This is a genomic window from Anaerococcus vaginalis ATCC 51170 (assembly GCF_000163295.1).
Taxonomy (GTDB): domain Bacteria; phylum Bacillota; class Clostridia; order Tissierellales; family Peptoniphilaceae; genus Anaerococcus; species Anaerococcus vaginalis.
In genome coordinates, this window is sequence record NZ_GG700527.1 from 904,265 (window position 1) to 917,160 (window position 12,896).

Genomic DNA, 12,896 nt, shown 5'->3' on the forward strand with positions numbered 1-12,896 from the left:
TTTTATAAACTTTCCAAATATTCCACTTCTTTTTTACTTAATTTTTTATAATCTCCATCTTTTAAGTCATCAAGACAAATTTGTCCTATTTTTATTCTTTTTAAATCTATAACTTTTATTTTGAAATATTCAAACATTCTTCTAATTTGCCTATTGTAGCCTTGATGAATTGTAACTTTGTAAGTGATTTTTTCTTTATCTATTAAAGAAATTTTTGCATCTGATGTTATTTCTTTTTGCGATAATTTTAATCCATCCATAAAATTTTTTTCTTGGTAAGCTGTAAGTTTTTTATCTACCTTAACTATATAAATTTTATCAATTTTTTTACTTGGATGAATTATTTTATTTGTTATTTTACCATCATTAGTAATTATCATAAGACCATGACTATCTTTGTCAAGCCTTCCCGCACAAAAAAATCTCTCATCAATATTAAGCAACTTATTTAAATCTTTTTCGTTGTGAGGATCATAATTTGATGAGATATATCCAATTGGTTTATTTAATTTATAGTAGAAATTTTTTTGGATTTTTAAAATTTTTCCATCAATTTTAACTTCATCTTCTTCTTTTACTTGATATGATAAGTCTTCTAATTTATTTCCATTTACAAAAACTTTGCCGTTTTTTATATATTCTTCGCTTTTTCTTCTTGATGCAAATCCTGTTTTTGCTATATATTTATTAATCCTCATCAATATCTCCATCTATTTTTTCATCAATTTTTGGCAATTGGTCAAGATTTGAAATATTAAAATATTTTAAAAAAAGATCAGTTGTAACATATATAATAGGCTTTCCAATTTTATCAAGTCTGCCATTTTCTTTTATAAGTTTTTTATCTAAAAGAGAATCTATTGTTGATTGGGATTTAACTCCTCTTATTTTATCAATTTCTGCTCTTGTTATTGGTTGCTTGTAAGCGATAATTGATAGGGTTTCTAAAGATGAATTAGATAAATTTTTCTCCGATTTTTTTACTATATTTGAAATATATTTTTCGTGATCTGGTCTGGTTGCAAATTGGTATTTGTCTTCGTATTTTTTTATAATAAGTCCCGAAGATTTTAAATTCCTATCATCTACCATCTCATTAATCGCCTTTCTTATTTCAGATTTTTCGGCGTCAAATATAATTTTTCCAAGATCGTTAATGTCAATCGGTTCGCCCCAAATATATAAAATTTCTTCAATAATTCCTTTTAAGTAATCACTATTCATTCTTATCCCTTTTTACTATCAAAAATTCATTTATTTTTTCTTCTTCCAAGTATATTTCTTTTAATCTTACAAGCTCAAGAAGTGCTAAAAATGTTCCTATACAAGCATCTTTTGATTTTATTTTATCTGTAATTTTATTTAACCTTATTGATTTGGTAAATTTTAAAGTATTTCTTATTTTTTTTATATAATCATTTACATCAAGTCTTTTAATAGATTTAATAAGATCTGGTTTTTCTATTTTTTCATTCTTGTAAGCTCTTATTAATTTTGTAAATTCATTTTTCAAAATATTAACATCTTTACTGATTATTTCATATTTTGATTTATATTTTGATAAATCTTCTTGGTATTTTGTATAATAAGATTTCGCTTCATTTTCAAGAATTTTTAAATCATCTTCTACGCTTTTTATTTTTTTATATTCTATAAGATATGAAATAAAATCTTCTTCTACTGTATCATTTTTATCTTTTGGCATCAATTTACTAGATTTTATGTATAACAAAATAGAAGATATATAAATAAACTCACTTAATTGACCAAGAGGAATATCCATTTCATTGATAGCCTCCATGTAAGGGCTTGTTATATCTTCTATTTTTATGTCGTAAATATCTACTTTTTGTTTTTCTATAAGTCTTAACAAGACATCAAATGGTCCTGTGTAAACTTCTAAATCAATATTTAAACTATTACTTTTCATCAATCAATCTTTTTGCATACATTACTGCTATTATTGTTTTAGCATCAGTGATTTCGCCATTAATTACCATATTATAAACATCTTCAATTTTATATGATTTTTTTTCTAAAAATTCATCTTCATCTAATTCTAATTTTGATTCTTCCAAATTTTTAGCCAAAAAGAATGATAATTTATCATTTGTAAAACCAGGAGATGCGTGCATATCAAACAAATATTCAATATCTAATGGTTTATATCCAATTTCTTCTTGCAATTCTCTTTTTGCAGTTTCAATTGGTTTTTCATTTACTTCAACCAAACCAGCAGGAATTTCTAAAGTGAATTCATCGATTGCCTTTCTATATTGACGTACCAAATAAATAGAATCTTCCCCATCAAAAGCAATTATTCCTACGCCTTTAACGTGATCTACTATTTCTCTTTTTGAATACTTTTTATCAGGCATTTCCACAGTTTCAACTCTCAAAGAAAGAATTTTTCCTTCGTAAATGTTGTCAACTTTTATCGTTTTTTCATAATTATCCATACTAATTTCCTTTTCTTAACTCTTCTGCCATTTCTATCATTTCTTTTGCAGATTCCATTGTTTTATCAGTAATATCAACGCCAGCCAAAAGCCTAGCTATTTCTTTTACCCTATCATTTTCTTTAATATTTGTAGATTTTGATATAGTTAAATCTTTTTGGTCAAATTTTTCTATAAGAATATGATTAGTTGATAAAGATGCTATTTGTGGAAGATGGCTTATAGCTAAAATTTGTCTTTCTTTTGATAAGTCTAAAATTTTTTCTCCAACAATTTGAGCTGTTCTACCGCTAATTCCTTGATCAATTTCATCAAATATCATGGTATCAATTTTATCATAATCTGCAAAAATTTTTTTAAATGACAATACAATCCTTGAAACTTCTCCGCCAGATGCGGTTTTTGATAAGGATTTTAAATCTTCTCCCTTGTTAGTTTTAATGAGAAAATCTATATCATCAATTCCATTAGAATCAATTTTGTTTTTATTTTTAAATAAAACCTTAAAATCCCCATTAATAATATTTAAAGATTGTATTTCACTTTTTATTTCCTTTTCCAAATTTTTAGATTTTTCTTTTCTAATTTTTGAAAGTTCTAGGGACTTTTCTTCTAAATTTTTATTTATATTTTTTATATCTTTGTCAATATTTTTCTTTAAATCACTTATTTTTTCTAATTCTTTTAATCTCAAAGAAATTTTATCATAGTATTCTATAATATCTTCAATTTCATTTCCATATTTTCTTTTCAAATCGAAAAGTTTTTGATTAATCATTTCAAGCTCGTATAATCTTTCAGGATTTTGATCAAGCTTATCCTTATAATTATCAAGCTCAGAATAAATTTCATTTACTAAGTCTATAACAGTATATATTTTATCGTTAACTTCTTCAATGCTCTTGTCTATTTCTGAAAAATCTGATAAATTTGAAGATAAATTAGCTAGAAGTGAGCTAATAGATGCTTTGTCATAATCAAAGGAAGAAATCAATTCTTCACTACTTTCAATACTTTCTCTAAGCTCAGTTATAGAATTTAATTTTTTATATTCTTGGTCAATTTTTTCTTCATCAATATTTAAAAGATCAATTTGTTCAATATCATCAAGTTGATAATTAATTAATTCTTTTTCTCTTGAAACTTCTTCTTGGGATAAATTAAATTCATCAAACTTTTTAAGCAAATTATTTTTTTCATTGAATAATTTATTAATTTCATTTTTTAGTTTGATAGTTTCTTTATCTTTTTTGTAGGCATCAATAATGTCAAGATAATTTCCCTTATCCATAAAAATATTTGAATCGCCTTGTTTGTAAATATCAATTAATAATGAAGAAATTTCTTTTATTAACGAAAGATTTGCTACTCTTCCATTTATTCTAATTGATGAAGATTGTTGGCTTATGGTTCTTGTAATAATAAGTTTATTATCATCAAAAGTAATATCTTTATCTTCTAATTTTTTTATTGTATCTTCGTCCAAATTAAAAACTGCTTCTATAATTGTTTTATCATCAAATTTTCCAATTATATCTTTATTTGTTCTTTTTCCCAAGACAATATTGATAGCTTCTAAAATCAAACTTTTTCCAGAACCAGTTTCTCCAGATAAAACATTAAATCCGCTATCAAAAAATAAGTGATCTCTTTTAATAATCACTAGGTTATTAATAAATAACTCAGCTAACACTTATTTCACCATACTTCTTATTGTTTCAATCAAATCGTCAATTTCATCTATATTTTTTGGTGTTATAAATATAGTATCAAGTCCTGTTACAATTCCACCAATATTTTCAAGTTTTGCATTTGTTATATACAAACCACAAACTGTTGCAGTATAAGAAATAGTTTTTATTACAACTAATTGGTAAGATCTTTCTACAGATAATACAGATTCTTTAAATATTTTTTCCATTCTTTCATTTAATGAATCATAAACAGTATCTATTACTGTATATTTGTATTCATAATCATCAGTTTGTACTTTTGATATTCTAAGCTCTTTTATATCTCTAGAAATTGTAGCTTGAGTAGCATCTACTCCTTGATCTCTTAATAATTTAGAAAGTTGACTTTGTGTTTTTACTTCATTATTTTGAATAATATCTAATATAAGTCTTTGTCTAGTGTATTTTTTCATTTGATCCTCTCTGTTAAATAATCAATTAAATAAATGTGAAAATCATTGTTTTTAAAGTCCTTAATATTTTCTTTAGCTTTTCTATTAAAGTCTAGTAGTAATTTTTTTGCATCATCAATAGAAATACATGATAAAATATTTAATTCAAACTCATCATATTTGTCTAAAATATCGTCTTGAAGTTGGAAAGCAAGTCCTAGATAATATGCATAATTTTCTAATTTTTCTAGCTTATCTTTTTCAACATTTGCATACAAAGCTGCCATCATAATTGCAGCCATAAAAAGTCTTGCAGTTTTATTTTTATAAACATCAAGAATATATTCTATATTTTCATCCTTTTTTGACTTTATATCAAAAACTTGTCCTTTTATCATTCCATCTTTCCCACAAGCTTTAGCCAAATATTTTCCAGCTTCAAGAAAACGTTGGTCATATATACTCAAATCAAGAATAATTTCAAAAGCATAGGATAATAAACTATCTCCAACCAAAATCGCAAGATCTTCTCCATATTTTTTGTGGACTGTAAGTTTTCCTCTCCTATAATCATCATTATCCATACAAGGCATATCATCATGTACCAAAGAATAGGCATGAACCATCTCAAGTGCCAATGATAAATCAATTAATTTTTCATCAACTGACCCTTCTCCCAAAAGCATTTTTATAGTTTCCAAAAAAACTACAGGTCTTATTCTTTTTCCAGAATCACTTGCATAAATCAAGGACTCACTTAAAGGATTATCTTCATCAAATTTTTTTATCATTGCCATATCGATTATATTTTTGTCAGCAATTAAAATTTTATCAAATTTTTCCTTATTCATTTTTATCATTATTTATTATTTCAACCTTTGCCTTATAATCATTGATTTTTTTATTAAGTTTATCATAGATTTCTTTTGCCTCTTTATAAATTTCAAGGCTTTTATCTATATTATTTTTATTTTCTTCTAAATCTTTTAACAAAGATTCCATTTTTTTATAATTTGCTTCAAATGTGTTATCCATCATAAATCTCAGCTTTCACTTCTCCATCACTAAAAACTATATTTACCTTATCCTTATTTTTTAAGGAATATTTAGAATAAATAAAATTGCCATCAAAATCCTTAATAAAAATACTATTTTTCTTAATATCCAAAATTGATTTTAAAGAATTTAGCTTGTATTTTAAAATTTCTAAATCTTTTTCTTTTTTTTCAATGTTTAAATTTAAATTATTCTTGATTTTTTCAAATATTTCATTTATATTTTTAGTTTTTTCATCAAGTAATTTATCTAAACTATAAGAATCTAAGCTATATTTTAGATTATTAAGTTTTAATTCTTTTAATTCAATATTTCTATTTAAAGTTTTTTGGATGTCTACAAAAATTTTATTTATATCTTGTCGGATTTTTTTATAATTTCTTACCAAATATGAGCCTGCTTCTGTTGGCGTTTGTAAGGACAAATCACTTACTAAATCTGTTAAAGACAAATCTATTTTGTGTCCTATGGCTGAAATTATTGGACTTTTCGCCTTATATATTTCTTCTACTATATCTTTTTCATTAAAAACTTTTAAATCTTCTTTGCTACCACCTCCACGGGTAATAACAATTGTATCTAAGTTTTTTTTATCAAGAACATTTATTGCTTTAATTATTTCATCTTTTGCACTAAGTCCTTGAACCTTTACTGGATAAAGATAAATATTTATGTCTGAAATTTCTTTATTTATTACAGATAAAAAATCTACTATAGCCGCTGATTTATCTGAAGTTATAAGGCCTATTTCTTTGGGATAATCGCAAATAGTTTTCTTGGTATCTTTATCAAAATAACCTTTTTTAAAAAATTCTTCTTTTATTTTTAGAAATTTTAAATATTCTTCTGATAAGCCTTTTTTTTCTATATTATTTACAGATATAGATATTTTGGAAAAAAAGCTATTGTAAATCAAATTTCCATCTACAATAACCTCATCCCCATTATCATAGTCCCCTATATCCTTTTGTTCATAATAATAAACCACACAATCAATAATTTCATTTTCCTCCTTCAAGGAAAAATATATGTGATTGTGAGATATTTTGTAGTTGGCTATTTCACCTTTAACACTTACGTTTTGAAATAAAGGGTCGTGTTTAAAAGAGGTTTTTATATATTGGTTAAATTGTTTTACGCTTAAAGATTTCAATTATTTTCTCTTTTCTGCAATTTTACCTAACACGCTATTTATAAATTTGTATCCATCACTTGTTGAATATTCTTTTGCAATATTTACAGCCTCATTTATAGAAACACTTATAGGAATATCTAAATTTTCCATTTCATTAACGCTCAAAAATAAAATTGACCTATCAACTTTTGCCATTCTTTGTAAAGATTTTAAGCCTATTTGTTCTGCAATTATATTTTCTAGATTATCATAATTTTCTATATATGATTTTAATGACTTATATAAAAAAGAATCTTTATTTAAATCTATCTCATGATTAATAAAGGCTTGGTCTATATCGTCAATATTTTTTATTTGATTTTCAAATATCAACTTAAATACCCAGTCTCTTTGTTTTGCCCTATTCATTATATTACTAAACTATTTACTTCTACATTTACTCTCTTTACAGATAAGCCAGTCATAGTTTCAACTTGTCTTTTTACATTTTCTTGGACATTTTTAATTGTTTTTCTCACATTTACATCTGCACTAAGTACAAGATTTAAATCTATAATTACAAAGCCATCCATTACAGAAATTCTTGTATCTTTTTTTGCTTCCTTATTGGATTTTGTGTTTGATTCAATTACACCATTAACTTCAATACAAGCTTTTTTAGCTATTTCTTCAATAGTTTCATTGGCAATTTTAACACTTCCAAATTTAAATGCTCTTGTCATATTATCTCCTTTATACTCTGGATAAATATTCCCCTTTTCTAGTATCAATTTTTATAACATCTCCCTCATTTACAAAAACTGGAACATTTATAATAGCACCTGTTTCAACTTCTGCAGGTTTTGTTACATTTGTTGCTGTATCTCCCTTAACTGCAGGTTCAGTTTTTACAACTTCAAGCTCTACAAAGTTAGGTGCCTCAATAGAAAATGGGTTATTTTTATAAAATCTCATTGTAGCTGTATCATTTTCTTTTATATAAGGAATTGCTTCAGAAACTGCATCCTTATCAACAGGAATTTGTTCAAAAGTTTCTGGATCCATAAAATAATATAAATGTCCGTCGTTGTATAAGTATTGCATTTCTTTTGTAGAAATAATAGCTTGTTCAAACTTTTCATTTGGGTTAAAAGTTACATCTTTATTTCCACCTTGCATAACAGATTTTATTTTTGCTCTTACAAAAGCTGCACCTTTGCCTGGTTTTACGTGTTGGAAATCTATTACTTGATAAACATCTCCATCATATTCAAAAGTTATTCCTTTTCTTAAATCATTTGCTGATATCATATATCCTCCTAATAGGTTGTTTTCTAATATTATACCACTTATATTTTATTTTTTAAATAAAAATGTAAAATTATGTAATAATCTAAAATAAATTTTCACTTTATTTTTTACAATTTGATATAATAATAAAAGGAGTTGTCATGAAAAAATTAGCAATTATTTCAGAATATAATCCATTTCATAATGGACACAATTATATACAAAAAAAATCAAGAAAAATAACAAATGCAGATATAGTTATTGCAATAATGAGTGGAGATTTTGTTCAAAGAGGAGAAATAAGTCTTATAGACAAATATAAAAGAGCAAATTCTGCAATGCTTTCTGCAGATTTAGTTATTGAAATGCCTTCATTTATTTCTTTACAAGCAGCAAATCTTTTTGCTAGAAAAAATATAGAAATTTTAAATAAATTAGAAATTGATTATCTTGCATTTGGAATTGAAAATATTAGTGAAAAAAATTTTTTAAAGACTTGTGAGAAGATATTTGAAAATGAAAATAGAATAAATATTGATACAAAGAATTTTCTAGATGAGGGAATGTCTTTTGCAAAAGCATCATATCTTGCCTCAATCAAATATATAGAAAATAAAGAATTTTTTTCCGCAAATAATATACTTGCTTTAGAATATCTAAGAGCTATAAAAAAACTAAATGCAAATATAGAAATTGTACCTATCAAGAGAAAAAATTCTATGAATAAAGATGTTGAATTAAGAAAAGATTCATTTTCTTCTTCAAGTTCTATTAGAAATAATATTGAAAATATAAAAATTAAAGATTATCTTCCAAGTCTTTCTTATAATTATATAAAAAAATTTAAAAATGAATACAATATATTTCCACGAAATGATTTATTATATGAACTTTTTAGGTATAAGATTCTAATAGAAGAAAAAAATATGAATGATATTTTATGTTACGAAGATGGTATGGAAAATTATCTAAAAAAAATAGCAAAAGATGAAATATTTTATAAAGATTTTATTAAAAATTCTACAAGCCAAAGATTTACAAAATCTAGGATAAAAAGGCTTATGATAAATTACCTTTTAGAAAATAAAACTTTACTTAATGAAGTGGATATAAATTTTATAAAAGTTTTAGCTTTTAATGAGAACGCTACAAAATTATTTAAAGAAACAAATCTTAATATAATTATGCAAAAAAAGGATATAGATAAATTAAATAAAGAAAATAAAATAATTTTTGAGCAAATGATTAAAGCATCAAATTTATATTCAATGGTTATAGGAAGACAATTTGATATTGATTATAGAGAAAAAATCTCAATTAAAAAATCCTCATATTAGAGGATTTTTATTTTGCAAATTTTATTTTTGATTTAATATATGTTCTTTATTTTTTTCCAATGATTGTGCCAATTGAGAGAAATTTTCGCATGATTTAGTAAACAATTGGTCAATGTATTGGTATGATTGTTGTTTAATTTTATTTGCTTCTTGGTTTGCTTCTTCAAGAATTCTTTGTGCTTCTTGTCTAGCTTGTGCTGTTATTTGATGTTCTGAAATCATTCTTTGATATTGGCTTTTAGCTTGTTCTTTGAAATTTTTGATTTCATTATTTGCATTTTGTACTTTAGATCTTGCTTCGTTTTCTGCTTCTTGCAAAATTCTTTCTTTTTCATCGTTAATCCATTGAGCATTTTTGATTTCTGTTGGAAGAGAATCTCTCATATCTCTAACAATTTCAAAAATTTCATCTGGATCAACTGAAACCTTTCTTGAAAATGGAACAGAACTAGCATTATCCATTATATCTTCAATTTCATCAATTAGTTCGTTAATATTTGCCATTAGTTTTTTCCTCCTAGTTTATTTTTTTCATATATAGCTTTTTTTACATTTTTTGATACAAATTTAGATACATCTCCACCAAAACTAGCTAGCTCTCTTACTCCACTTGAGCTTATAAATGAGAATTTCGGGTCAGAAAGTAGAAATATAGTTTCAAGATCTTCATATAGGCTTGAATTAAATTGAGCAATATTCATTTCATACTCATAGTCTGTAACTGCCCTTAAACCCCTAATTATAATTTTTGAATTTTCTTTTTTTGCAAAGTCAACTAACAAACCTTCGAAAGTTTTGACTTTGACATTATCTAGCTGAAATTCTTTAATTTCATTTTCTATTAATTGTTTTCTCTCTTTAATTGAGAAAAGAGAGTGCTTGGCTTCATTTATCAATATAGCAATGACTACCTCATCAAACATCTTATTTAATCTTTTTATTATGTCTAAGTGTCCGATTGTAATAGGATCGAAGCTACCTGGATATATCACTTTCATAGCAATAAATTTTTATGATTTTCCTTCCATATTTTTTTTCTTTAATCAAATTTAAATTAGTCATATCAGAAAAATCAATATTCCTATCTGATTCGCTTATTATTATACCATTTTTATTTAATAAATGATAGGTCAATATATATTCTAGACTAATTTTCAAATAATCTTCTTTATAAGGAGGATCTAAGTATATGTAATCAAAAGTTTTATTATTTTCTTTTAAAATTTCCAAAACTTTTCTAAAATCCCCTCTTATAGTTAGAGCATTTTGACTTTGAATTTTTTCTATGTTTTCCTTTAGTATTTTATAATTTGAATTATTTAATTCTCCAAAAACAACCTCTTTTGCACCGTGTGATAAAAATTCTATTCCCATTTGCCCTGTGCATGAAAATAAATCTAAGGCTGTAAAATCTTTTTTGTAAGGATAAAGCATAGCCATAACTGCTTCTTTTACCTTATTATCTGTAGGTCTTGAATTGTTAGCTTTTGGAGATTTTATATTAAATCCTTTATACTTTCCAGCTACTACTCTCATTAATTTAACACAATCCTTTTGTCTATATTAAAATATTTTTCTAAATAAGAAAAATTAACACCTTCGAAATTTTTATCTTTAAGATATGTAAACATTTTAAAGCAAAGATTTATTTCATCTTCTTTTAAATTAAAATAATTTACATCATCAAGATTTTTTCCATGTTGAATTGTTGATAGAATCTTGCCAGCACCTCTTAGTTTCAAATCTTTTTTTGCAATTTCAAAACCGTCGTTTGAATTTTTTATTATATTTAGCTTACTTCTCTCATCAACTTTTTCGCTAATCAAATAGCAAAATGATTTATAAGAGCCCCTACCTATTCTTCCTCTAAGTTGGTGTAGTGATGATAAACCAAAATTATTGGCATTATAAATTATCATACAATTTGCATTAGATACATCAATTCCAACTTCTATAACTGTAGTAGATATTAAAATATCAATCTTACCATCAGAAAAATCTCTAAGAATTTCTTCTTTTTCACTTGCCTTTAGTTTCCCGTGAAGCTTTTCAATTCTAATATTTTTAAATCTTTTTTTATATCGTTTATATAAATTCTCTAAAGAATTTATATCATCACTCTCTATAGAATCACTTACAACATAAACTTGCCTACCACTTTTTATAAAATCATCTATTTTAGAAAACAGGCTATTTTCCATTGATAAAAGAACAAGTTCAGTTATAATTTCTCCTCTACCTTTTGGAAGTTCAGTAATTTGAGATAAATCTAATAATTTTTTCATCTTCAAAAAAAGTGTCCTTGGAATAGGTGTTGCTGTCATTGTTAGGTAATTTGCATCATTACCTTTTTCGTATAAGGCTTGTCTTTGTCTAACTCCAAACCTATGCTGTTCATCCGCAACAATTAGTTTCAAATTTTTAAATTCTACATCATCTACAATAAGAGCATGTGTCCCAATAACAATGTCTATTTCGCCATTTTTGATTTTATTCTTAAGGTCTTCCTTATTTTTTGTTGATGATGTAAGTAAAGAAATTTTTAAGCCAAAGCTTTCAACAAATTCTTTATTTTTCTCATATTGCTGAATTGCCAAGACTTCTGTTGGAACCATCATACAAGTTTGGTATGAATTTATCGAAAAAATAATCATTACAATTAGTGCAATAATGGTCTTACCACTTCCAACATCCCCACACAAAAGCCTATTCATAATAGACTTGCTTGTAGAATCTTTTAAAATTTCAATCAAAGACTTATATTGACTTGGTGTCAATTTAAAATCAAGCTTATTTAAAATATCATTTAGATTATATTTTAAATTTAAATCTTGGTAGGAATTTTCTTTTTGCATTACATAAATAAAAATCAATTCCTTCAGTAAATCTATAATTTTAATTTGACTTTTAGCGTTTTTTAAATTTTCAAGGCTAGTTGGGAAATGAATTTCCTTCAAATTTGAAAGTTTATCTGAAAAATTAAAGTCATCAAGAACTTTTTTATCTAATAAAACTTCATTTTCATCAAAAAATTCTAAGGCTTGACCTATAAAATCAGATAAATTTTTATTAGTCAAAGATTTTGTAAGCGGATATATAGGTACAATATTTCCAATTCTATCGTCATCTATATCTGTAAATTCTGGATTATGGCATTCAATTTCATAACCATTTTTTACGATTTTTGTATAAAATTTATATGTTTGTCCGATTTTTAAGGATCTTGGCGAAAATTTGTCGTTAAAAAATACTATTTTTATTCTTTTATCATTTTCACTCGCATAAAGATAAGAAATAGAAAATTTTTTACTATAATTTGTATAAAGCTTTGATTCTATTTTCCATTCAAAATAATGTTTATTCCCATCAAGACCATGGGATAAGTCGTATTTTTTTGACCTATCTTCATACTCCCTAGGATAATAATTATATAAATCTTCTAGCTTATAAATTGATAATTTTTCTAAATATTCTTTTTTCTTTTTGCCTAAACCTTTTAGGTCCAAAAGATCCAT

The 12,896-nt window shown here is 25.1% G+C and carries 17 protein-coding genes; 1 reads left to right on the top strand and 16 read right to left on the bottom strand.

Annotation, left to right across the window (positions count from 1 at the left end; all coding sequences use genetic code 11):
* Positions 1-2: 2 nt before the first annotated feature.
* Genes HMPREF0078_RS04310 through efp form a run of 12 tightly spaced genes read right to left on the bottom strand, consistent with a single transcriptional unit; the run spans position 3 to position 8,065 of the window.
* Entirely contained in the window at positions 3-698 is a 696-nt protein-coding gene (locus tag HMPREF0078_RS04310; RefSeq protein WP_004838908.1) for a pseudouridine synthase, read from the bottom strand.
* Entirely contained in the window at positions 688-1,224 is a 537-nt protein-coding gene (gene scpB / locus HMPREF0078_RS04315; RefSeq protein WP_004838909.1) for an SMC-Scp complex subunit ScpB, read from the bottom strand. The genes HMPREF0078_RS04310 and scpB overlap by 11 nt, the downstream gene beginning before the upstream one ends.
* A complete protein-coding gene (locus HMPREF0078_RS04320; protein ID WP_004838910.1) occupies positions 1,217-1,930 on the bottom strand; it encodes a segregation and condensation protein A in 714 nt (237 codons plus the stop codon). Before HMPREF0078_RS04320 ends, scpB begins: the two co-directional genes overlap by 8 nt.
* The gene (locus tag HMPREF0078_RS04325) at positions 1,920-2,459 is read right to left on the bottom strand and encodes an NUDIX hydrolase (protein ID WP_004838911.1); all 540 of its coding nucleotides are present in this window, start codon (positions 2,457-2,459) and stop codon (positions 1,920-1,922) included. Before HMPREF0078_RS04325 ends, HMPREF0078_RS04320 begins: the two co-directional genes overlap by 11 nt.
* Position 2,460: 1 nt before the next feature.
* On the bottom strand, positions 2,461-4,152 hold the full coding sequence (gene recN, locus HMPREF0078_RS04330; protein WP_004838912.1) for a DNA repair protein RecN: 1,692 nt from the start codon (positions 4,150-4,152) through the stop codon (positions 2,461-2,463).
* Positions 4,153-4,605, bottom strand: a complete 453-nt coding sequence (locus tag HMPREF0078_RS04335; protein ID WP_004838913.1) for an arginine repressor — start codon at positions 4,603-4,605, stop codon at positions 4,153-4,155.
* Positions 4,602-5,435 carry a polyprenyl synthetase family protein gene (locus tag HMPREF0078_RS04340; protein ID WP_004838914.1) on the bottom strand — a complete coding sequence of 278 codons (834 nt, stop codon included), beginning with the start codon at positions 5,433-5,435 and terminating at the stop codon, positions 4,602-4,604. Before HMPREF0078_RS04340 ends, HMPREF0078_RS04335 begins: the two co-directional genes overlap by 4 nt.
* Positions 5,428-5,622 carry an exodeoxyribonuclease VII small subunit gene (gene xseB / locus HMPREF0078_RS04345; RefSeq protein ID WP_039920514.1) on the bottom strand — a complete coding sequence of 65 codons (195 nt, stop codon included), beginning with the start codon at positions 5,620-5,622 and terminating at the stop codon, positions 5,428-5,430. The genes HMPREF0078_RS04340 and xseB overlap by 8 nt, the downstream gene beginning before the upstream one ends.
* Positions 5,612-6,793 carry an exodeoxyribonuclease VII large subunit gene (xseA, locus tag HMPREF0078_RS04350; protein ID WP_004838916.1) on the bottom strand — a complete coding sequence of 394 codons (1,182 nt, stop codon included), beginning with the start codon at positions 6,791-6,793 and terminating at the stop codon, positions 5,612-5,614. The genes xseB and xseA overlap by 11 nt, the downstream gene beginning before the upstream one ends.
* Complete coding sequence (gene nusB, locus HMPREF0078_RS04355) at positions 6,794-7,183, bottom strand: transcription antitermination factor NusB (protein WP_019117594.1); 390 nt, start codon at positions 7,181-7,183, stop codon at positions 6,794-6,796. It abuts the gene before it with no gap.
* Positions 7,183-7,497, bottom strand: coding sequence for an Asp23/Gls24 family envelope stress response protein (locus tag HMPREF0078_RS04360; RefSeq protein WP_004838918.1), 315 nt, complete (start codon positions 7,495-7,497; stop codon positions 7,183-7,185). The genes nusB and HMPREF0078_RS04360 overlap by 1 nt, the downstream gene beginning before the upstream one ends.
* Positions 7,498-7,507: 10 nt before the next feature.
* A complete protein-coding gene (gene efp / locus HMPREF0078_RS04365) occupies positions 7,508-8,065 on the bottom strand; it encodes an elongation factor P (RefSeq protein WP_004838919.1) in 558 nt (185 codons plus the stop codon).
* 140 nt (positions 8,066-8,205) lie between these two features.
* Here efp and HMPREF0078_RS04370 point away from each other — a divergent pair, with 140 nt between their 5' ends.
* Entirely contained in the window at positions 8,206-9,381 is a 1,176-nt protein-coding gene (locus HMPREF0078_RS04370; RefSeq protein WP_004838920.1) for a nucleotidyltransferase family protein, read from the top strand.
* Positions 9,382-9,402: 21 nt separating this feature from the next.
* Here HMPREF0078_RS04370 and HMPREF0078_RS04375 read toward each other — a convergent pair whose 3' ends face one another.
* From HMPREF0078_RS04375 to HMPREF0078_RS04390, 4 genes are read right to left on the bottom strand one after another with little or no spacing between them, the layout of a single operon-like run.
* Positions 9,403-9,885 carry a hypothetical protein gene (locus tag HMPREF0078_RS04375; RefSeq protein WP_004838921.1) on the bottom strand — a complete coding sequence of 161 codons (483 nt, stop codon included), beginning with the start codon at positions 9,883-9,885 and terminating at the stop codon, positions 9,403-9,405.
* Entirely contained in the window at positions 9,885-10,379 is a 495-nt protein-coding gene (gene coaD / locus HMPREF0078_RS04380; RefSeq protein WP_004838922.1) for a pantetheine-phosphate adenylyltransferase, read from the bottom strand. The genes HMPREF0078_RS04375 and coaD overlap by 1 nt, the downstream gene beginning before the upstream one ends.
* A complete protein-coding gene (gene rsmD / locus HMPREF0078_RS04385) occupies positions 10,357-10,917 on the bottom strand; it encodes a 16S rRNA (guanine(966)-N(2))-methyltransferase RsmD (RefSeq protein WP_004838923.1) in 561 nt (186 codons plus the stop codon). Before rsmD ends, coaD begins: the two co-directional genes overlap by 23 nt.
* Positions 10,917-12,896 (bottom strand): ATP-dependent DNA helicase RecG, encoded by a 1,980-nt coding sequence (locus HMPREF0078_RS04390; protein ID WP_004838924.1) that lies wholly within the window; start codon positions 12,894-12,896, stop codon positions 10,917-10,919. Before HMPREF0078_RS04390 ends, rsmD begins: the two co-directional genes overlap by 1 nt.